A 21,430-nucleotide genomic window follows, 5' to 3' on the forward strand; every position below is an offset into this window, starting at 1 on the left:
ACATTCAAGAGGCTACAGTGAGAATTCTGGTAATCGAAGACAACAGTGACATCGCGGCCAATCTGGGGGACTACCTGGAAGACCGTGGCCACACCGTCGATTTCGCCGCCGACGGTGTGACCGGGCTGCACCTGGCCGTGGTGCATGAGTTCGACGCGATCGTGCTGGATCTCAACCTGCCCGGCATGGATGGCATCGAGGTCTGCCGCAAGCTTCGCAATGAAGCGCGCAAGCAGACCCCGGTGCTCATGCTCACCGCCCGCGACTCGCTGGACAACAAGCTGGCCGGCTTCGATTCGGGCGCCGACGACTACCTGATCAAGCCGTTCGCGCTGCAGGAAGTGGAAGTGCGCTTGAACGCGCTGTCGCGCCGCGGCAAGGGCGTGCAGACCCGCGTGCTGGAAACCGGCGATCTGGAGTACAACCTGGACACGCTGGAAGTGCGCCGCCAGGGCAAGCTGCTGCAGCTCAACCCCACCGCCCTGAAGATCCTGCAGGCACTGATGGAAGCGGCACCGGCCGTGGTGACCCGCCAGGAACTGGAAACCCGCGTGTGGGGCGAAGAGCTGCCCGATTCCGATTCGCTGCGCGTGCATATCCACGGCCTGCGTGCAGTGGTGGACAAGCCGTTCGAAGTGCCGCTGATCCAGACCCGTCATGGCATCGGATACCGCATCGCCACACCGGAAGCCTGATTCGGTGGCGGCGAAAGGGGAGCGTCGGCGCACGCCTTATCGGCGGCGCCTGCGCAGCCGCATCATCGTGTCATTCGTGTTGTTGGGCTTCTGCCTGACGACACTGTTCGCGTTCGCCACCAACTGGGCCCGCATCCGCGTGGAAAACCAGCTGGTGGAAGACGTGATGAACCGCAACATCAACGAGTACGCGCGTCGCTTCTACGAACACCCCGGGCGCAACCCGGAAGTGCCAGTGCAGCAGATCAAGGCGTATGCGTACTCGCGCGACAAGTTCGACCGGGTGCGCGAGAACCAGCCGGACTGGGCCGCGCTGCCCAACGGCAACTACAACCTGAGCGGCACCGACGAGCAGGGCCAGCCTTACGCGTACAAGCTGGCGGTGCGCAAGGCCGACGACGCCTGGTTCTTCCTGGCCTATGACATGACCGACAGCGTGCGCGGCGGGCAGCAGCTCAGCCGCGCGCTGGTGCTGTCGGTGCTGGTGTTCAGCCTGCTGTCGCTGGTGCTGGGCTGGTGGTCGGCCTCGAAGGTGATGAAGCCGGTGTCCGACCTGGCCGCACGCCTGCGCGCCTATCGCGGCGGCAGCAGCGACCCCGAGCCGCTGGCCCCGCGCTTCCCCGATGACGAAGTGGGGCAGTTGGCGCAGGCGCTGGACGACTATTCATCGCGGCTGACCGAAGTGGTGCAGCGCGACCGCGAGTTCAATGCCGACGTGAGCCACGAGCTGCGCACGCCGCTGGCCGTGATTCGCGGTGCCACCGAACTGCTGCTGACCCGCCCGGGCCTGGACGACAAGGTGCTGCAGCGCCTGCAGCGCATCCAGCGTGCCGAACAGCAGTGCAGCGACCTGATTGGCGCCTTGCTGCTGCTGTCGCGCAACGAGCGCGGGCAGGGCACCAGCAACGTGGCCCGCGTGGCCGAGCAGCTGCTGGATGCACACCGCGCACAGCTGGGCGGCAAGCCGCTGGAGCTGGTGCTGGAAGGCGAGCGCGATCTGGTGATCGACGCGCCCGAGGCCGCGCTGTCGGTGGCGCTGGGCAACCTGATCGGCAATGCGGTGAAGTATTCGCAGGATGGCGACGTGCGCGTGCACGTGGGCGGCAATGCGGTGTCGGTGACCGACAGCGGACCCGGCCTGAGCGAGGAAGATGCCGCCAAGCTGTTCCAGCGCGGCTACCGCGGCACGCATGCCGGCCATTCGCAGGGCGGTGGTATTGGCCTGTCGATCGTCAGCCGCCTGTGCGATCTGTACGGCTGGCAGGTAAGCGTGCGGCCGGGCGGCCAGCGCGGCGTGATCGCCACGCTGACGTTCTCGCCGAAGCCGCTGTAATCGGGCAAACGGAAACCCGGTAGGCGCCGACCTTGATCGGCGCTGGTGCTGCGCGCGATGTGTCGTGCCTGGCATGTGCGTGGGTGATGTTGCGCCGTTCCGCGCAGTCTTTGCTGCGTGGTGATGTGATCGGTATCGCGCAGCGGCTGTGCGTGGCGGCACGAATGGGCTGCGGGGTAGGGGCGGTGGCGCTTTTGCCTCGTGATTGCCGAAGCGGGCGATGGCCTGATGGGCCGGCCGGGGCAGGTGCCTTGGCCGGGATTGGCGTCCTGAAAAAAACCGACATTCAGCAAATCCCTGATGCACGCTCCGTGCATTTCGGACAATGCACCGCTTGCCGTTTCCTTGGCGGGCGGTGCGTGGGGATTCGTCAGAATCCGCTGGAGTCTTTATTGCTGATTGTTGGATCTCCGGTACGCCAACCCGCACCGTCCGCCACCTTGCATCCGCAGGTGGCCCCGCCGTCTGCGGAGGAGCATCGCCATGTCACAGCGCACCGCCTATCCCAACTTGCATCGCCTGGTTGGCGATTCCATCGACCAGCTTCCGGCCGAGATTGCCGAACGCATTGAAGACGTCCTCTCTGAACCCACCGACCTGCTGCCGAACCTGCTGGCCCGCATGGATGGCCGCGACACTGCCGAAGGCCAGCCGCAGAAGGCCACTGGCCTGACGCCGGCCCAGGCCGTCACTCTGGCCAGCCTGAGCCGCACCCTGGCCGGTCTGAACGCCCTGATCCAGATGCTGCACGCCGCCGAAGCCGCCCGCGTGCAAGGCAGCGCCGGCCAACAGCTGCCGCCTGACGTCGTGGAAGGTCTGCTGCTGGCCGCCCGCGAACTGGCCCAGTACGCCCGCCGCCAACTGGGCTGAAGGGCAGGGCACCCGAAGGGGTCGGATCCCTTTCCGCAGGAAAGGGCTCTGACCCCAGCTCAGTCAGCCACCCAGGGTCGGATCCCCTTCCAGAGGAAAGGGCTCTGACCCCGGTCAGGTGCGCGGAAAGGCAGCTCAGTCGAGCAAGCTCGACTCTACGCGGGTTCAGTGCGCTAGCTGCAGGTTACGCCCGCCGCCAGCAGGGCTGAAGGGCGGGGCACCCGACGGGGTCGGATCCCTTTCCGCAGGAAAGGGCTCTGACCCCGATCAGGCGCGCGGAAAGACCGTTCAGTCGAGCAAGCTCGACTCTACGCACGTTCAGTGCGCTAGCTGCAGGTACCGCTCATGCAGCGCTTCCACCTGCGCCTGCAGGTCATCCGGGTGACCATCATTGACCACCACGTCGTCGGCGAGCGCCAACCGCTGTGTGCGGCTGGCCTGGGCGGCAATCATCTGGTCGGCCAGCGCGGCATCGATGCCGTCGCGCTGCATCAGCCGGGCATGCTGCACGGCCTCGGGGGCGTCCACCACCAGTACGCGGTCCAGCCACGGGTAGGCCGTGCGTCCGCCCACTTCGGTCAGCAGGGGGATGGCGGCAATCGCATAGGGGCTGGGCGCCTGTTCGCACTGCTGCTGCATCAGCCGGCGGATGGCCGGATGAGTGATGGCTTCCAGCGCCGTGCGTTCGGCCGGGTCGGCGAAGATGTGGGCGCGCAGGCGCGCCCGGTCCAGGGTGCCGTCGGCCAGCAGCATGTCCGCGCCGAAGCGCTCGGCAATGCGGGCCAGGGCCGGTGCGCCGGGGGCGACCACGGCGCGGGCGGCCAGATCGGCGTCGGCCACCACGATTCCCAGCGCCTCGAAGCGCCGGGTCACTTCGCTCTTGCCGGCGGCAATGCCGCCAGTCAGGCCCACCACGTAGCGGCTCATGGCGGTGCCGTCAGCGCAGCCCGCTCATGACCAGGTACTGGTTCAGCAGCGGCTCGCCCCACATGAAGAACAGCCAGCCGGCCAGCGCCAGATAGGGGCCGAACGGAATGGGGGTCGCCTTGTCACGGCCCCGGCTGTACAGCCAGATCGAACCGATGATGGCACCCAGCACCGAGGACATCAGGATGATGGGCAGCACGCCCTTCATGCCGCACCAGGCGCCCAGGGCGGCCAACAGCTTGAAATCGCCGTGGCCCATGCCTTCCTTGCCGGTCAGCTGCTTGAACAGCCACCAGACTGACCACAGCGACAGGTAGCCCAGCAGCGCGCCCAGCAGGGCGGGCTTGGCGGGCATGTACAGGTTGTCGATGCTGCCTATCAGGCCCAGCCACATCAGCGGCAGGGTCAACTGGTCCGGTAGCAGCTGGGTGCGCAGGTCGATGCCCGACAGGGCGATCAGGAAGCAGGTCAGCACGATGGCGCCGAAGCCCTGCCAGCCGAAGCCGAACTGCCAGACGCAGGCCAGCACCATCACCGCGGTCAGCGCTTCCACCAGCGGGTACTGGATGGAAATGGGGGCCTTGCAGTGGCGGCACTTGCCGCCCTGGATCAGCCAGCTGAACAGGGGAATGTTTTCGTACCAGGACAGCTTGTGCTTGCAGTGCGGGCAATGCGAGGGCTCCACCACGATGCCCGGCGGGGCTGGTTCATAGTAGTCCGGTTCTTCCAGAACCTCGCGCGCATCGCGCTTCCACTGCCATTCCAGCCGCTTGGGCAGGCGCAGGATGACGACGTTCAGGAAACTGCCCAGCAGCAGCCCCAAGCCGGCCGCGGCGGGGTAGCCGAGGCCGGGATGCTGGTCGAGAAATGCCATTGTTACCTTTAGCCGACGACGGCGCCGAGTTTGAAGATGGGCAGGTACATGCCGATGACCATGCCGCCGACAATGGTACCAATGAACACCATGATCATCGGTTCCAGCAGGCTGCTCAAGGCATCCACGGCGTTGTTGACCTCCTGCTCATAGTACTCGGCCACCTTGAACAGCATGGTGTCCAGGGCGCCGGCCTCTTCGCCGATGCCGGTCATCTGGATGACCATGTGCGGGAACAGGTTCAGCTGCTTCATGGCCATGTTGACCGGATAACCGACCGACACGTCATCGCGCATGCGCAGCACGCCCTCTTCATAGACCTTGTTGCCGGTGGCGCCGGCGACGATACCCAAGGCTTCAACCAGCGGCACGCCGGCCTTGAAGGTGACCGCGGTGGTGCGCGCGAAGCGGGCGATGGCACTGTTGTGCATGATTTCGCCGATCACCGGCACCTTCAGGATGATGCGATCCACCCGGTGCTGCAGGGTGGGTGATCGTTTGAAGGCCATGATGAAGCCGATCACGCTGCCGACGGCGACCATCAGCATCAGCCACCACCATGACACCATGAAGCGCGAGGCATTCACGATCAGCTGCGTGAAGGCGGGAAGATCGGCGCCGAAGTTCTTGAAGACTTCTTCGAACTGCGGGACCACCCAGATGAGCAGGATGGAGCTGACGATGATGGCCACGGCCACCACCATGGCCGGGTAGAACATGGCCTTCTTGATCTTGCCCTTCAGGGCTTCGATGTTTTCTTTGTAGTTGGCGATGGTATCCAGCACGGTTTCCAGAACACCGGCACCTTCGCCTGCACGGACCAGGTTTCGGTAAAGCTCATCGAACTGGACCGGGTACTTGCTGATGGCCTCATACAGCGACGAGCCGCCCTCGATGTCGGTACGGATACCGTCCACCAGCTTCTTCATGCGCGGGTTCTTGTGCCCGCTGCCGATGATCTCCAACGCCGAGACAATGGGCACGCCGGACTTCATCATGGTCGCCATCTGACGACTGAAGAAGGCGATGTCCTTCGGCGTTACGCGCTTGCCCGCCGCGCCGAACATCGGCTTCGGCTTGACCTTCACCTGCCCAGGATTGATGCCCTGGCGGCGCAACTCGGCACGCAGCAGATTGGCGTTCTTCGCCAGCTGCTCGCCTTTCATCTTCACGCCCCGCTTGTCGGTCCCCTCCCAGACAAACGGCTGCAGCTCCATCGTGGCGCGGGCCACGGGCTCTTTCTTGATCGCACTGCGACTGACAGACATGTAGGCTCCCCGGCCCGCCATCCCCAGACGGGCATCCAGTGTCCGATGTTAGCCGGTTAAACGCCGTCTGGGCAGCGGGCAGGCCGACCGGAATGCGAATTCGTGTCGGCCGCCGGCCAAAGGTGACGCACTGCGTCACATTGCCGCCTCCGTCGCAGAATTCTCACCGGGGGGTTCCCATCCGCGAAATAGCTGCCATCATTGGCCCCGGGGAAATTCAGGGGGAGGCGTGCCGGGGTTGGCACGCAACCTGCGTTGATCCACCCGCAGCGCGCAGGACCCGCTCACCCGGCCACCGGTCGGACCGCTCCTGGGCACTGACATCAACCACCACTATCTTGGGGATGTACGACTATGAAGAACCAGAAGGGCTTCACCCTTATTGAACTGATGATCGTTGTTGCGATCATTGCCATCCTGGCCGCCATCGCTCTGCCGGCTTACCAGGATTACCTGATCAAGTCGCGCGTGTCGGAAGTCGTGCTGGCCGCCTCCTCGGCCCGTACCACCGTGGCTGAAGCTGCCGCCGCGGACACCGGCACCGCGATGCCGGCCACCGTCGCCATCGAAACCCAGTCGTCCAAGTACGTGTCGGGCGTGACCTATGCCACCGGCGTCATCACCGCGACCGCGCAGGATCTGGGCGGCTCCGCATCCGGCACCATCACTCTGACCGGCGAGAAGCAGGACAACGGCCAGGTCCGCTGGACCTGCAGCGGCACCATTCCGGCCAAGTACCGTCCGGCCACCTGCCAGGGCTAATCTGCTCTGTCAGTTGTGCATGGAACGGGGAGGCTTCGGTCTCCCCGTTCTGCTTTGTGGTTGGTGACAAATGGCAGAACTGCTTACAGTGCAGGCTCACCAGACGCAAAACTAGCGGTACCATGCCGTAACCGGGCCCGCAGACCTCGGCGGTCCAGGCATCGCGCGAAATCGCGTAGCGACGTCGAATACTTGGAATCCCGCAATGAACGCAGTCACCACCGCCAATCTCGTCGGCATTACCGGCCTGGCCCGTCGCCTTGTGCAGGACGGCGCCTTGGACGAAGCCGGCGCCCGCGATGCCATGGCCAAGGCGACGGCCGCCAAACAGCCGCTGCCGACCTGGTTCGCACAGAACAAGGTGGTGGGGGCCGCGCAGTTGGCGGCGGCCAACTCGGTAGAGTTCGGCATGCCGCTGTTCGACGTATCCACGTTCGACAGCAGCCAGAACGCCATGAACCTGGTGAGCGAGGAGTTGCTGCGCAAACACAATGTGCTGCCGCTGTTCAAGCGCGGCGGCAAGCTGTTCGTGGGTACCAGCAACCCCACCCATTCGCTGGATGAGATCAAGTTCCACACCAACCTGGTGGTGGAGCCGATCCTGGTCGATGAAGACCAGATCCGCCGCACCCTGGAGCAGTGGCATTCCAGCCACGACACCCTGGGCGATTCGTTGGGTGGCGACGACGATGCGTTGGCCAACCTGGATGTCAGCGGTGGTGACGAGGATGCCGCAGGCGGTGACAGCGGCGTAGACGCCAAGGGCGACGACACCCCGGTGGTGAAGTTCGTCAACAAGGTGCTGGTCGATGCGATCCGCAAGGGCGCGTCGGACATCCACTTCGAACCCTACGAAGACGACTACCGCGTGCGCCTGCGCATCGATGGTCTGCTGAAAATGGTGGCGCGCGCGCCGGTGAAGTTGAACCAGCGCATTGCCGCCCGCCTGAAGGTGATGGCGCAGCTGGATATCGCCGAAAAGCGCGTGCCGCAGGATGGTCGCATCAAGCTGAACCTGTCCAAGAGCAAGCAGATCGACTTCCGCGTCAGCACCCTGCCGACCCTGTTCGGCGAAAAGGTGGTGCTGCGTATCCTGGACGGCAGCGCGGCCAAGCTGGGTATCGACAAGCTGGGTTACGAGCCGGACCAGCAGAAGCTGTTCCTGGAAGCCATCCACAAGCCCTACGGCATGGTGCTGGTGACCGGCCCGACCGGTTCGGGTAAGACGGTTTCGCTGTATACCGCGCTGGGCATCCTGAACGATGAAACGCGCAATATCTCCACCGCCGAAGACCCGGTGGAAATCCGTCTGCCCGGCGTCAACCAGGTGCAGCAGAACAACAAGCGCGGCATGACGTTTGCGGCGGCGCTGCGCTCGTTCCTGCGACAGGATCCGGACATCATCATGGTGGGCGAAATCCGCGATCTGGAAACGGCGGAAATCGCCATCAAGGCGGCGCAGACCGGTCACATGGTGCTGTCCACGCTGCATACCAACGATGCGCCGCAGACCATCGCGCGTCTGATGAACATGGGCATTGCCCCGTACAACATCACCAGCTCGGTCACCCTGGTGATCGCGCAGCGTCTGGCGCGCCGGCTGTGCAACAACTGCAAGCGGCCGGCTGAACTGCCGGCACACGCGCTGCTGGCCGAAGGCTTCACCCAGGCACAGTTGGATGCGGGCATCCAGCTGCACGAAGCCGTGGGCTGCGATGAATGCACCGAGGGCTACAAGGGCCGTACCGGCCTGTACCAGGTGATGCCGATGACCGACGAAATTTCCACCATCGTGCTGGCCGGCGGCAACGCCCTGCAGATTGCCGAAGCCGCGCAGGCGATCGGCGTGAATGATCTGCGCCAGTCGGCCCTGAAGAAGGTAGCGGCGGGCGTGACCAGCCTGGCCGAGATCAACCGCGTTACCAAGGATTGATGCGGTTGGCCCATTAGATCCACGCCATGCGTGGATAGCATGGGCCCGAATGGGGTCAGAGCCCTTTCCTGTGGAAAGGGATCCGACCCCGTGGATCCACGCCACGCGTGCATAGCGCGGGCCCGATGGGGGCAGAGCCCTTTCCTGCGGAAAGGGATCCGACCCCGTAGATCCACGCCACGGGTGGATGACGCAGGCCCGATGGGGTCAGAGCCCTTTCCTGCGGAAAGGGATCCGACCCCGGTAGAGCCACGCCATGCGTGGATAGCACAGGCCCGATGGGGTCAGAGCCCTTTCCTGCGGAAAGGGATCCGACCCCGGGCCTTCCGGCCCTTATTCCATGCCCAGCTTTTTCAGCTTGTAGCGCAGCGCGCGGAAGGTAATGCCCAGCTGCGCGGCGGTGCGGGTCTTGTTCCAGCGGTTCTCTTCCAGTGCACGCTGGATGGCGCTGCGTTCCAGCTGCTCGATGTATGAGGGCAGGGCGGCATTGCCGGGCTGCAGGTCGGCCACGGCTTCGGCCACTACGGCCGGTTGGCCGCCCGCGGCAGTGCGCGGGGCGTGCTGCGGCAGGCGCAGGTCGTCGGCGCCGATGCGGTCTTCTTCGGCCAGTGCCAGGGCGCGTTCCAGGATGTTTTCCAGTTCGCGCACGTTGCCGGGGAAGCCGTACTGGGCCAGTGCGTCCAGCGCCGACGGTGCCAGCAGCGGGGTGCCGCGGCCGTGGCTGCGTGCCAGCCGCGCCAGGATGGAACCGGCCAGGTCGGGCAGGTCCTGGCGGCGCTCGCGCAGCGGCGGCACCTTCAGTTCGATCACGTTGATGCGGTAATACAGGTCGTGGCGGAAGCGGCCGTCTTCGACCAGCTCGGCCAGGTCCTTGTGGGTGGCCGACAGAATGCGCACGTCCACCGGTTCTTCGTTGGATGCCCCGACGGCCCGCACCGATTTTTCCTGGATCGCGCGCAGCAGCTTCACCTGCATCTGCAGCGGCAGTTCGGCCACTTCATCCAGGAACAGGGTGCCGCCATGGGCGGCCTGGAACAGGCCCGGCTTGTCGGCGTGGGCGCCGCTGAAGCTGCCCTTGCGGTGGCCGAAGAACTCGCTTTCCATCAGCTCGCTGGGAATGGCGCCGCAGTTCACCGGCACGAACGGGCCGGCCGCGCGGGCGCCCTGTGTGTGGATGGTGCGTGCCACCAGTTCCTTGCCCACGCCCGATTCGCCCAGGATGTAGACCGGGGCCTGGCTGCGGGCCACTTTGCCGATGGTGGTGCGCAGCACGTCCATGGCCGGCGAACTGCCCAGCAGGCGCGCGGCCTGTTCGGCGGCCGGGCCGGTGGCGGGGCGCTCTGCGTTGTTCAGTTCCAGCGCGTGCTTCACCAGCCCGCGCAGCACCGAAATATCCACCGGCTTGCTGACGAAATCGAAGGCGCCGGCCTTCAGCGCTTCCACGGCCAGATCCATGCTGCCGAAGGCGGTGATCATCGCCACCGGGGTGCGCGGGTAGTGGTGGGCGATCTCGCTCACCAGCTCAATGCCGTTGCCGTCGGGCAGGCGCATGTCGGTGATGCACAGATCGTAGGGATTGCTGGCCAGCAGCTCACGCGCTTCGGCAAGGTTGGCGGCGGTGCTGATGCGCAGGCCCATGCGGCCAAGGGTCAGCACCAGCAGTTCGCGGATGTCGCGTTCATCGTCGACGATGAGAGCGCTGCGGGTTTCGTTCATGGGCGGAAAGATAGCCGAGGGGGGCGGAAGCGACAAATACTTGACGCGCTGGATCAGGTTGGAAGCAGGGTGTGCGGGCCCGGCAGGACCAGGCGGAAGCACGAGCCGCCGGCCGGCACCGGGATGTAATCCAGGCGCGCCTGGTTGGCGCGGCACAGCTCACGGGCGATGTACAGGCCCAGGCCGGTGCCGTGCTCGGACGTGGTGAAGAAGGGGCGGAACAACTGCGCGGCCACTGCTTCGGGAATGCCGGGGCCGCGGTCCATCACGTCGATCACCGCGTTGCGCTCGTGCAGGGCCACGCGCAGGCGCACGCGTGCCGGCTGCTGGCCCACGCGGCCATACTTCAGCGCGTTGTGCACCAGCACGGTCAGCACCTGGTACAGGTGGCGGGTGTCCACCTGCGCCGGCACCGAGGTGTCGGTGATGATCGGTTCGATGCTGTCCGTTTCCAGCGTCTGGCCCTGCTTGTACTCCAGCACGAAGCGGCGCACGAAGGCGGCCAGATCGACGTTTTCCGGGGTGGCGCGTTCGCGCCGGGCCAGGCCCAGCACGCTTTCCACGATGCTGTTGGTGCGCTGGCACTGCTGGTGGATGATCTGCAGCAGGCGGCGGTCGCTTTCGTTGAAGCCGGTGCCTTCTTCCAGCAGCTGCACCGCGTAGTTGATGGCGGCCAGCGGGTTGCGGATCTCATGGGCCAGACTGGCCGAGAAGCGGCCCATGGCCGACAGGGTGAGCGATTCGGCGCGGCGCGAGACCACGCTGGAATCGTCCAGGAACACCAGGGCCAGATCGCTGCCGGCCAGCAGGCGGGCAAAGCGCGGCTGCACTTCCGGCTGGTCGGGGTTGAGCTGCAGCGGCAGTTCGTCCTGGGTCCAGCCGTTGCGCCAGCGGTTGAGGCGGCGCGCCAGTTCCGGGGCGATGCTGGTCAGGTCCAGGCGGCCGGTTTCGCCCACGCCATCGTTGTCGCCCAGCAGCAGCGAGGCCGCTTCGTTGGCCAGGGTGATGCGGTTTTCGCCATCGACCACCAGCACGCCGGTGCGCATGCGGCGGATGATCAGTTCGTTGATCTGGAACAGGTTGGCCACTTCGTCGCCGCGCTGGTTGGCCAGCTGCTGGTTGCGACGGGCGCGGTTGCCCACCTGGTAGCTGATGAAGGCCAGCGCCAGGTAGCTGGTGGCGAACATGGCCAGTTCGGCCAGGGTGCGGGTGGGGTCGCCGCCTTCCAGCACCTTCCACAGGTATTCGGCGGCGGTGGCCACGCTGGCGGCCAGCGCCAGGCACAGGCCCCAGCTGAGCGGCAGCAGGGTGGCGGCGGCGGCGATGTTGAACAGCAGCGACATCGAAATGCCGGCGCTGGCGCCGGGCAGGGCGTGCGCAAGCAGGCTGGCGGCGACGATATCCAGCAGCACGCCACCGACCACGGTGGGGCGCAGCCAGCGCTCGCTGCGGCCGATCAGCAACCACAGCAGCGACAGGCCCAGGTACGCGCCGCCCACAGCATAGGCCAGGCGCGGGTGGTGGGCTTCGCCGACCATGGCCGACAACGGGCTGTAGAGCAGGGCGGCGATGACCGACGCGATCAGCACCCGGTACAGGGCGAAGAAGTACAGCTCACGCCGCGGTATCGATTCGATGCGGTCGATCAATGAAGCACTGGGTGACACGCCGGAACTCCCCTTCTGGCTGCCTGGAACTGGGTTTGACGGCGGTGGCCTGCAGCGTAGCCGATGTTCCCCCGATCATCGGAACCGCATTGTAGAGTCGAGCCATGCTCGACTGCTTCGGCAAAGCAGTCGAGCATGGCTCGACTCTACAGATCGCCCGTCGAGCATGGCTCGACGCTACAGATCACCCGTCGAGCAAGCTCGACGCTACCGGGTCCAGTATAGGCCTGTGGAAGCGATTTCCTGCGCAATCGGGCCCGGGTGGGCGCGTGGCCGGGCCCGCCCGGCGCCCGCAACTGCCTGAATGACGGCGGAAATCTGCCCGGGTCTGGCCATTTGTCCATACTTCTTTGCGCCCCGGCGCCGGCTCGGCCACAATAGTGGGCCCGCCGCGGTCCATGCCGGCGCCCCGCCGGGGCCCCTGAGGAATTGCGTGCGGTCGTTCCTATTCCCACGGTGACGCATGAATTTCCACGAATACCAGTCAAAACAACTGCTTGCCGAATACGGCATTCCGGTCCCGGCCGGCAAGGTCGCTGCGACCCCGGACGAGGCGGTTGCCGCTGCCAACGCTCTGGGCCAGGGCCCCTGGATGGTCAAGGCGCAGATCCACGCTGGCGGCCGCGGTAAGGCTGGCGGCGTCAAGTTCTGCAAGACCACCGACGATGTGAAGGCCGCTGCGGCCAAGATGCTCGGCACCAAGATGGCCACCTACCAGACCGCAGGCGTTGAACTGCCGGTCAACCTGGTGCTGGTGACCACCGCCGGCGAGATCGTCAAGGAACTGTACCTGTCGGTGCTGGTTGACCGTGGCACCAAGACCATCACCTACATCGCTTCTTCGGAAGGCGGCGTGGAGATCGAGCAGGTTGCTGCTGAAACCCCGGAGCTGATCCACTCGCTGAACGTCGACTTCGTCGAAGGCGTGCAGGGTTACCACGGCCGCGATTTCGGCTTCAAGCTGGGCCTGACCGCCAAGCAGGCCGGCCAGTTCGCCAGCATCATGGTGAACCTGTACCGCCTGTTCAATGAAAAGGACCTGGCCCTGGTTGAAATCAACCCGCTGGCCATCCTGGACGACGGCAACCTGTACGCGCTGGACGGCAAGTTCGACAGCGACGACAACGCCGCGTTCCGCCAGAAGGCCCTGGTCGCCATGCGCGACAAGACCCAGGAAGATCCGACCGAAGTGATCGCTTCGGAACTGGACATCAACTACGTCACCATGGACGGCAACATCGGCTGCATGGTCAACGGCGCAGGCCTGGCCATGGCCACCATGGACGTCATCAAGCTCAACGGCGGCGAGCCGGCGAACTTCCTGGACGTGGGCGGCGGTGCCAACAAGCAGCGCGTCATCGAAGCGTTCAAGCTGATCCTGTCCTCGGACAAGGTCGAAGGCATCTTCGTCAACATCTTCGGCGGCATCGTCCGCTGCGACATGATTGCCGAAGGCATCATCGCCGCCGTGAAGGAAGTGGGCGTCAAGGTTCCGGTCGTGGTGCGCCTGGAAGGCACCAACGTGGAAGAAGGCAAGCAGCTGCTGCGTGACAGCGGCATGGCCATCATCCCGGCTGACAACATCAACGATGGCGCCAAGAAGATCGTTGAAGCTGTCAAGAACGCCGCCTGATACCGACACCAAGGAATTACCATGTCTGTTTTGATCAACAAGAACACCAAGGTGATCGTGCAGGGCTTCACCGGCCAGCAGGGCACCTTCCACGCCACTCAGATGATCGAGTACGGCACCCAGGTCGTTGGCGGCGTGACCCCGGGCAAGGGTGGCACCACCCATATCGACCTGCCGGTCTTCAACACCGTTGCCGACGCCGTGCAGAGCACCGGCGCCAACGCGTCGGTCATCTACGTGCCGCCGCCGTACGCAGCTGACGCGATTCTGGAAGCCGCTGCTGCCGGCATCAAGGTCATCGTCTGCATCACCGAAGGCATCCCGGTGCTGGACATGCTGCGCGTGAAGAACGTGCTGACCCGTTCGCATCCGGACACCGTGCTGATCGGGCCGAACTGCCCGGGCGTCATCACCCCGGGTGAGTGCAAGATCGGCATCATGCCGGGCCACATCCACCAGCCGGGCAAGATCGGCATCGTGTCGCGTTCGGGCACCCTGACCTATGAAGCGGTCAAGCAGACCACCGAAGTCGGCCTGGGCCAGTCCACCTGCATCGGTATCGGTGGTGACCCGATCAACGGCCTGAACTTCGTCGACTGCCTGAAGCTGTTCAACGAAGACCCGCAGACCGAAGGCATCATCATGGTCGGCGAAATCGGCGGTGACGCTGAAGAAGCCGGCGCCGAGTACATCAAGAACCACGTGAAGAAGCCGGTTGTCGGTTTCATCGCCGGTGCGTCGGCTCCGGCCGGCAAGCGCATGGGCCACGCCGGTGCGATCGCCTCGGGCGGCAAGGGCACGGCCGAAGGCAAGTTCGCCGCCATGGAAGCTGCCGGTGTCGTCACCGTCCGCTCGCCGGGCGACCTGGGCGCCGCCATCGCCAAGCTGGTCAAATAAGATCGTCGCCGGCCTCTGGCCGGCACGATTTTGTAGAGTCGAGCCATGCTCGACTTGCTTGATACAAAGGCCGCCTCCGGGCGGCCTTTGTGCGTCCGGGGCGGGGTCAGAGCCCCTTTGCGGCGCAAACGGGATCTGACCCCGGCGTTACAATGGGTGCATTGCAACCACAGGCTGGACCCCCATGGCTTCGATCCGTATCGCGATGGCGCAGTTCGATTTCCCGGTCGGCGATGTTGCCGGCAATTCCGAACGCATCATCGAGATGATCGGCCAGGCGCGCGATGAGTACGGCGCCGAGCTGGTGATGTTCCCCGAGCTGGCGGTCAGCGGCTACCCGCCGGAAGATCTGCTGCTGCGCCCGGGCTTCCTGTACGAATGCGAGCAGGCGATGACCCGCATCGCCGCCGCCTGCCGTGGCATCACCGCCGTGGTGGGCTGGCCGCAGGCCGCCGGCGCGGTGGTCTACAACGCCGCCAGCGTGCTGCGCGATGGCCTGGTGGAACAGACCTACCGCAAGCGCGAGCTGCCCAACTACGCCGTGTTCGACGAGCGCCGCTACTTCGATGTCGACCCCGATGGCGGCAGCTGCGTGTTCGAAGTGAACGGCATTGCGGTGGGCCTGCTGATCTGCGAAGACCTGTGGTTCGCCGAGCCGATGGCCGACACCGTGCAGGCCGGCGCGCAGCTGGTGGTGGTGCCCAACGCGTCGCCCTACGAGCGCGGCAAGCATGCCCAGCGCGACGCCGTGCTGGCCGCGCGCACCCGCGAGAGCGGGGCGGCCATTGCCTACCTGAACGTGGTGGGCGGCCAGGACGCCCTGGTGTTCGACGGTGCGTCGGTGGTGGCCGATGGCGATGGCACGGTACACCCGGCCGCGGCGGCCTTCATGGACCAGTGGCTGGTGGTGGACTACGACGGCGCCAGCCGCCGCTTCCTGCCGCATGTGTGGATGGACGATGGCGACGAGAGCATGGATGCGCTGGCCTGGCGCGCGGTGACCCGCGGTATCCAGGATTACTGCCGCAAGAACGGTTTCAAGAAGGTGTGGCTGGGCCTGTCCGGCGGCATCGATTCGGCGCTGGTTCTGGCCCTGGCCGTGGATGCGCTGGGCGCGGAGAACGTGACCGCCGTGCGCCTGCCCTCGCGCTACACCGCCGGCATGTCCAACGATCTGGCCGCCGAGCAGTGCCAGGCGCTGGGCGTGAAGCTGGAAGCGGTATCGATCGAGCCGGCCTTCAAGGGCCTGATGGAATCGCTGGCGCCGATGTTCGAAGGCACCACGCCGGATGTGACCGAAGAGAACCTGCAGTCGCGCAGCCGCGGCGTGATCCTGATGGCGCTGGCCAACAAGTTCGGCGGCCTGCTGCTGACCACCGGCAACAAGAGCGAATACGCGGTGGGCTACGCCACGATCTATGGCGACATGTGCGGTGGCTATGCGCCGCTGAAGGACCTGTACAAGACCGAGGTGTTCGGGCTGTCGAAGTGGCGCAACACCGTGGGCGGCGCGCCGGTCATTCCGCCGGCGGTGATCAGCCGCCCGCCGTCGGCCGAGCTGCGCGAGAACCAGCTGGACCAGGATTCGCTGCCGGCCTACGACGTGCTGGACGGCATCCTGTACCGCTACGTGGACCAGGAGCAGTCGCGCGCGGAGATCGTGGCGGCCGGCTACGACGCGGCCGTGGTGGACCGGGTGCTGCGCCTGGTGCGCATCAGCGAGTGGAAGCGCCACCAGGCCGCGCCGGGGCCGAAGGTGTCGCGCCGGGCATTCGGCCGCGAGCGCCGGTACCCGATCAGCAACGGGTTCAAGGGATAAGGGCGGCCCGCGCCACCCCTTCCCCGGTAGGTGCGGACCTTGGTCCGCACGGTGTTCGACGAGGCTCTCCGGTAGATCCACGCCATGCGTGGATGGGGCATCCCCAGCGCCCAAACGCCACGCGCCGTCGAGCATGGCTCGACGCTACAAAAGGAAAGGGCCCCTTGCGGGGCCCTTCGCTTTCTTATTTCTTTTCCAGCCGTGCGTTGCGCTGGCCGGTGCTGGCGGACTTCTCGCCGGCGAACGGGTTCAGCTTGCGGATCATCCACGGGTACTTGGGCCACTTGCCTTCCAGCCACGGGTGGGTGGGCTGGTTCAGGGTCAGCACGCGGCGGGCATCGTCGGCCAGCGTGTTGTTGCCCAGGTGGGTGTAGGCTTCACCCAGCACCGCCACGGCGTCGTACTGGTACGCGCTCTGCGGGTAGGTTTCCAGCAGGTAGTTGGCGCGGCCGGCGGCGGAAACATAGGCTTCGCGGCGCAGGTAGTACAGGGCGTTGTCCAGCTCGTGCTGGGCGAACACGTCACGCAGCACGATCATGCGCTGGCGCGCATCGGCGGCGTAGCGGCTGTTCGGGTAACGGTCCACCACGATGTTGAAGTCGGCATAGGCCTGGTGCGGGGTGGACAGATCGCGGCGGCTGGGATCCAGCGACCATACGCGGCGCAGGAAAACCGTATTGCGATTGGAGTTGGCCAGACCGCGCAGGTAGTACAGGTAGGCGATGTTGCGGTGGGTCGGGTAGGTGCGGATGAAGCGGTCGATGCTGGACACCGCGTCATCGTGCTTGCCGGCCTTGTACTGGGCGTAGGCGGTCTCGATCATCGCCTGTTCGGTGTACGGGCCGTACGGGTACTGGGCCACCAGACGGCGGAAGCTGGCTTCGGCGCCGCTCCAGTTGCCGCCCTTCATGAGCGCGTGGCTCTTGTCGTACAGCTGTTCGACAGGCGTGCCTTCATCGGGGCGATCCCCCTTCTTGGCACCGCGGTGGCAACCGGTGGCGGCGATGACCAGCACCAGCAGCAGGGCGGTGAGGCGGACGGGCGCGGAGAGCATGGCGGAGCGTCGGATCATGGGGTCAAGGCGGGACGCGTCTGGAATACGAAGGGTCGATGATAGCCTAGTGTCCTGTCCTGCGACTGAAACCGGCCGCCCGGACCCCAAAATTTCAAAGATCCCCCTTGCCATGTCTGAACAAACTTCCGAATCGGCCCGCCAGGCCATCGTTCCTGATACCGCCGCCGGCCGGCGTTTCGACGCCGTTGTGGCCGAGCTGTTCCCCGAATATTCCCGCTCGCGCCTGACCGAGTGGATCAAATCCGGCGATGTGCTGCTGGACGGCGCCCAGGCCCGCCCGCGCGACCCGCTGCGCGGCGGCGAGGTGGTGAGCCTGACCGTGGTGCTGGACACCCAGACCGACGCCCAGCCCGAAGACATCCCGCTGGACGTGTTGTTCGAGGATGAGCACCTGCTGGTGATCAACAAGCCGGTAGGCCTGGTGGTGCACCCCGGTGCCGGCAACCACAGCGGCACCCTGGTGAACGCCCTGCTGTACCGCGACCCGTCGGTGGCCGTGCTGCCGCGCGCCGGCATCGTGCACCGCCTGGACAAGGACACCAGCGGCGTGATGGTGGTGGCCCGTACCCTGGAAGCGCAGACCGCGCTGGTGGAACAGCTGGCCGCGCGCGATGTGCACCGCCAGTACCTGGCCGTGGTGATGGGCGCGCTGGTGGCCGGCGGTACCGCCGATGCCCCGATCGACCGCCACCCGCGCGACCGCCTGAAGATGGGCGTGCGCGAAGATGGCAAGGAAGCGGTGACCCATTACCGCCTGCGCGAGCGCTTCCGCGCCCACACCGCGCTGGAATGCCGCCTGGAAACCGGCCGCACCCACCAGATCCGCGTGCACATGGCGCACCTGCGCCACCCGATCGTGGGTGACCCGCTGTACGGCGGCGCGCTGAAGCTGCCCAAGGGCGCCAGCGACGAACTGGTGGCCGCGCTGCGCGGCTTCAAGCGCCAGGCGCTGCACGCTGAAACCCTGGAGTTCGTGCACCCGATCACCGGCCAGCCGGTGCGCAACAGTGCGCCGGTGCCGGCCGACATGCTGCACCTGATGAAGGTGCTGCGCGAAGACAGCGAAGCGTTTGCGGCGCGCGAACGGGACCGCTGGTAATGGCCCCGGCACTGCCGCTGCTGCAGGCTGACTGGCCGGCACCGCCGGGAGTGCGGGCGCTGACCACCCGTCGCCACGGCGCAGGTATTTCGCCGGCGCCGTTCGACCAGTTCAACCTGGGCAACCGGCATGCTGCCGATGGCGATACCCCGGCCAACGTGGAGCACAACCGCCAGCTGCTGCAGCAGGGCCTGGCCCTGCCGTCGGCGCCGCACTGGCTGCGCCAGGTACACAGCAGCACGGTGCTGCGCTTCAACGCGCCGCCGCAGGCAGGCGCCAGCGAACCAGTGGCCGATGCGTCGGTCACCTCGGAGCGTGGCGTGGTGCTGGCCATCCTGACCGCCGATTGCCTGCCGGTGGTGTTTGCCGCCGCCGATGGCAGCGAAGTGGGCGCTGCCCATGCCGGGTGGCGCGGGCTGGCCGACGGCATGCTGGAACACACGGTGGCCGCGATGACCACCGCCCCGGCGCAGCTGCGCGCCTGGCTGGGCCCGGCGGCCGGACCGCAGGACTACGAGATCGGCGAAGAGGTGTACCACGCCTTCGTCGGCCACGACCCGGCGGCCGCGGCCGCATTCGTGGCCACCCGCCAGGGGCACTGGAAGGTGGACCTGTTCGCGTTGGCGCGCCAGCGGTTGCAGAGCGCAGGCATGGATCCGGCCAACATCCATGGTGGCACGGTGTCGACCATGGCCGACCCGGATCTGTATTCGCACCGCCGCGATCGCCGTACCGGGCGCATGGCCACGCTGGTGTGGATGGCATGAGCCGGGGCGAACCCGGGATGGGGTCAGAGCCCTTCCCTGGCGGGAAGGGATCCGACCCCTTGGTCGCGGCGGGGTCAGATCCCTTTTCGGCAGAAAAGGGCTCTGACCCCATCCCGCCAGCCGTGATCGTGTTCGATGGCGTCTGCGCGCTGTGCAGCCGCTGGGTGCGCTTCCTGCTGCGCTTCGACCGCCACGGCCGCTACCGCTTCGCCGCCATGCAGGGCGCGCACGGCAGTGGCCTGCTGCGCGCGCACGGGCTGGACCCGAACGACCCGCTGTCCTTCCTGCTGGTGGACGCACAGGGCGCCTGGACCGACACCGACGCGATCCTGCGGGTGTTGGCCGGCCTGGGCGGGCCGTGGCGGCTGGCCGGCGCGCTGCGCGTGCTGCCGCAGGCGTGGCGCGACCGCGCGTACCGCCTGCTGGCGCGCAACCGCTACCGCTGGTTCGGGCGCCACGATGCCTGCTTCCTGCCCAGCGCGGAACAGGCCGCGCGCTTCCTGGATTAGTCGAGCTTGCTCGACTGATCTGTCTGTAGAGTCGAGCCATGCTCGACTCTACCAACAGCAGTCGAGCAAGCTCGACTCTACCAACGGCAGTCGAGCAACCGGTCGGCGGCATCGCCCCCCATCATTCCAGCAGCCGGTAGCCAATGCGCCGGTTCTGCGCGCGCCCGTCATGGCTGCGGTTGTCGGCGATGGGCTGGTCCTGTCCGTAGCCCCTGGCCACCAGCATGCTGGCGGGCACGCCGCGTTCCTGCAGCGCCTGCACCACCGCGTCGGCGCGCTGCTGGCTCAGGTGCAGGTTGTCGCTGGCCGTGCCGTGGTGGCTGTCGGTATGCGCGGCCACTTCCACCCGTGCGCCCGGCGCCACGTTGCGCAGCGTGGTCGCCACGGCGCCCAGCGTTTCGTGCGAATCGGCGGTCAAGGTGCTCGTGCCCTGATGGAACTTCAGCGTGGTCAGGTTCAGCGCTGCCACGTGCTCTGCGCTGTCGGCAGCGGGCGCAAGCTGGGCCAGTGCCGCCAGGCCCGGGCCCCACAGGCCGCTGATCTGCAGTGCCGGGAAGTCCTGCCGCAGTTGCTGGGAAAGTGCCCGTCGCTGCGCGTCCGGCAAGCGCTGTGAATCGATCAGCAATTGCTGGTCATCGAACGCCAGGCGCAGGCCATCGCCCTGCCACTGCGGCAGTCGGGTGATCAACCGGTCCAGCCAGTTCGGTGCCTGCGCGCGCGGGTCCAGGGTGATGCCACCGCGCAGGTTGTGGCGACCGTGTACGGCCACCAGTGCGTTCCAGACGCGGCGGCGATCGGCTTCGGTGGGCAGGCAGCCATCCACCTGCACCTGGCTGCCCTGCTGCTCCAACCGCAGCCGTGCGGCGTGTTCGGGCACGATGGTCGTGGCGCTCCACAGCGGTGTGCGCGCCTTCCACAGCAGGCCGGTGGTGACGGCCAGCACGGCGCCGACGGCCAGCAGCCACAGCACGCTGCGCAGGGCCATGCCGTACATCGCATGCGATGGCGCGGTCCCCAGCATGCGCTGGGGCGTTCCCGCCGGCGCCCTGCGGCGGGCAGGGCGGCGCAGCAGCGGTTGCCCGGCCGACGATGACAGCAGCCGGATCAGCCCCGGCAGCAGATCGCAGGCGGTCACCCGGAATGCGCCCGCCGACAGGCCACTGCGGCGCGCCAGGGCGTTCATTGCATGTGCACCGAGCGCGCGTTCCAGTTCGCTGGCCACCACGGGCAGGGCGACGGCGTCGGGGCGCTGCCAGGACTGGAAGCGCGCCCCCAGCCCGGCCTGTTCGAACTGCTGCTGCAGCCCGTCCATGCCCAGTGGGTGCGATGCGATCCAGCCGACCGTGACATCCACGACCCAGCGGGTACGGTGGCCCAGGTCCAGGCGGGTGGTGGCTGCAGCGATGAAACGGTCGTAGGCGGACATGCGGTGAATCCCCAAGGTGCCCCGGCGTGATGCAGGAGCTTCAGGGGGCGTCACTTTGGGCAGAAAGCGTCAACGCAAAATGAAATGTGTCGGTGAGGGGCGCTTTCGTTTGCTGCGCTGAGCGCACAGCCCTGGACGACGAACGCCTTGTGCCAAGCCA

18 protein-coding genes are annotated in these 21,430 nt (G+C 66.5%); 11 read left to right on the forward strand and 7 right to left on the reverse strand.

Translation table 11 applies throughout. From position 1 onward, the window contains the following. The first annotated feature begins 17 nt into the window (after window positions 1-17). From G4G00_RS08275 to G4G00_RS08285, 3 genes are all read left to right on the forward strand, one after another. Complete coding sequence (locus tag G4G00_RS08275; protein WP_005410804.1) at window positions 18-695, forward strand: response regulator transcription factor; 678 nt, start codon at window positions 18-20, stop codon at window positions 693-695. Beyond that, a complete protein-coding gene (locus G4G00_RS08280; protein WP_108750905.1) occupies window positions 658-2,028 on the forward strand; it encodes a HAMP domain-containing sensor histidine kinase in 1,371 nt (456 codons plus the stop codon). Before G4G00_RS08275 ends, G4G00_RS08280 begins: the two co-directional genes overlap by 38 nt. Before the next feature lie 483 nt (window positions 2,029-2,511). Then, on the forward strand, window positions 2,512-2,898 hold the full coding sequence (locus tag G4G00_RS08285; protein ID WP_108753968.1) for a hypothetical protein: 387 nt from the start codon (window positions 2,512-2,514) through the stop codon (window positions 2,896-2,898). Between the two features lie 318 nt (window positions 2,899-3,216). Here the strand turns inward: G4G00_RS08285 and coaE are convergent, their stop codons facing one another. The 3 genes from coaE to G4G00_RS08300 are packed head-to-tail and all read right to left on the reverse strand — an operon-like array spanning window position 3,217 to window position 5,967. Continuing rightward, window positions 3,217-3,825, reverse strand: coding sequence for a dephospho-CoA kinase (gene coaE, locus G4G00_RS08290; protein WP_108753967.1), 609 nt, complete (start codon window positions 3,823-3,825; stop codon window positions 3,217-3,219). A gap of 10 nt (window positions 3,826-3,835) precedes the next feature. Continuing rightward, on the reverse strand, window positions 3,836-4,699 hold the full coding sequence (locus tag G4G00_RS08295) for an A24 family peptidase (RefSeq protein WP_108753966.1): 864 nt from the start codon (window positions 4,697-4,699) through the stop codon (window positions 3,836-3,838). A gap of 8 nt (window positions 4,700-4,707) precedes the next feature. Beyond that, window positions 4,708-5,967 (reverse strand): type II secretion system F family protein, encoded by a 1,260-nt coding sequence (locus G4G00_RS08300; RefSeq protein WP_164272539.1) that lies wholly within the window; start codon window positions 5,965-5,967, stop codon window positions 4,708-4,710. Between the two features lie 354 nt (window positions 5,968-6,321). On the opposite strand from G4G00_RS08300, the gene G4G00_RS08305 reads away from it, so the two are divergent. Beyond that, window positions 6,322-6,729 carry a pilin gene (locus G4G00_RS08305; RefSeq protein WP_164272542.1) on the forward strand — a complete coding sequence of 136 codons (408 nt, stop codon included), beginning with the start codon at window positions 6,322-6,324 and terminating at the stop codon, window positions 6,727-6,729. Between the two features lie 205 nt (window positions 6,730-6,934). Beyond that, on the forward strand, window positions 6,935-8,662 hold the full coding sequence (gene pilB / locus G4G00_RS08310; protein WP_164272545.1) for a type IV-A pilus assembly ATPase PilB: 1,728 nt from the start codon (window positions 6,935-6,937) through the stop codon (window positions 8,660-8,662). Between the two features lie 333 nt (window positions 8,663-8,995). On the opposite strand, the gene G4G00_RS08315 is transcribed toward pilB, so the two are convergent. Next, window positions 8,996-10,378: a sigma-54 dependent transcriptional regulator gene (locus G4G00_RS08315; RefSeq protein ID WP_164272548.1), complete on the reverse strand. Its 1,383-nt coding sequence runs from the start codon at window positions 10,376-10,378 to the stop codon at window positions 8,996-8,998. A 53-nt stretch (window positions 10,379-10,431) separates the two neighbouring features. After that, entirely contained in the window at window positions 10,432-12,045 is a 1,614-nt protein-coding gene (locus G4G00_RS08320; RefSeq protein WP_108753961.1) for an ATP-binding protein, read from the reverse strand. 463 nt (window positions 12,046-12,508) lie between these two features. Here G4G00_RS08320 and sucC point away from each other — a divergent pair, with 463 nt between their 5' ends. The 3 genes from sucC to G4G00_RS08335 all read left to right on the forward strand — a co-directional run bounded on the left by sucC (window position 12,509) and on the right by G4G00_RS08335 (window position 16,394). Next, window positions 12,509-13,678 (forward strand): ADP-forming succinate--CoA ligase subunit beta, encoded by a 1,170-nt coding sequence (sucC, locus tag G4G00_RS08325; protein WP_108750894.1) that lies wholly within the window; start codon window positions 12,509-12,511, stop codon window positions 13,676-13,678. Between the two features lie 21 nt (window positions 13,679-13,699). After that, window positions 13,700-14,575, forward strand: a complete 876-nt coding sequence (sucD, locus tag G4G00_RS08330) for a succinate--CoA ligase subunit alpha (RefSeq protein WP_005410793.1) — start codon at window positions 13,700-13,702, stop codon at window positions 14,573-14,575. Window positions 14,576-14,759: 184 nt separating this feature from the next. Then, window positions 14,760-16,394 (forward strand): NAD+ synthase, encoded by a 1,635-nt coding sequence (locus tag G4G00_RS08335; protein WP_164272550.1) that lies wholly within the window; start codon window positions 14,760-14,762, stop codon window positions 16,392-16,394. 184 nt (window positions 16,395-16,578) lie between these two features. Here the strand turns inward: G4G00_RS08335 and G4G00_RS08340 are convergent, their stop codons facing one another. Further along, entirely contained in the window at window positions 16,579-17,466 is an 888-nt protein-coding gene (locus G4G00_RS08340; protein WP_164272553.1) for an outer membrane protein assembly factor BamD, read from the reverse strand. A 112-nt stretch (window positions 17,467-17,578) separates the two neighbouring features. On the opposite strand from G4G00_RS08340, the gene rluD reads away from it, so the two are divergent. Genes rluD through G4G00_RS08355 form a run of 3 tightly spaced genes read left to right on the forward strand, consistent with a single transcriptional unit; the run spans window position 17,579 to window position 19,844 of the window. After that, a complete protein-coding gene (gene rluD / locus G4G00_RS08345; protein WP_108753958.1) occupies window positions 17,579-18,568 on the forward strand; it encodes a 23S rRNA pseudouridine(1911/1915/1917) synthase RluD in 990 nt (329 codons plus the stop codon). Next, window positions 18,568-19,335, forward strand: coding sequence for a peptidoglycan editing factor PgeF (pgeF, locus tag G4G00_RS08350; protein ID WP_164272556.1), 768 nt, complete (start codon window positions 18,568-18,570; stop codon window positions 19,333-19,335). The genes rluD and pgeF overlap by 1 nt, the downstream gene beginning before the upstream one ends. Before the next feature lie 17 nt (window positions 19,336-19,352). Further along, window positions 19,353-19,844 (forward strand): thiol-disulfide oxidoreductase DCC family protein, encoded by a 492-nt coding sequence (locus G4G00_RS08355; RefSeq protein ID WP_164272932.1) that lies wholly within the window; start codon window positions 19,353-19,355, stop codon window positions 19,842-19,844. Between the two features lie 121 nt (window positions 19,845-19,965). Here the strand turns inward: G4G00_RS08355 and G4G00_RS08360 are convergent, their stop codons facing one another. Beyond that, complete coding sequence (locus G4G00_RS08360; RefSeq protein WP_164272558.1) at window positions 19,966-21,270, reverse strand: OmpA family protein; 1,305 nt, start codon at window positions 21,268-21,270, stop codon at window positions 19,966-19,968. Window positions 21,271-21,430 lie beyond the last annotated feature (160 nt).

Source organism: Stenotrophomonas sp. B1-1 (genome assembly GCF_010894375.1).
GTDB lineage: Bacteria > Pseudomonadota > Gammaproteobacteria > Xanthomonadales > Xanthomonadaceae > Stenotrophomonas.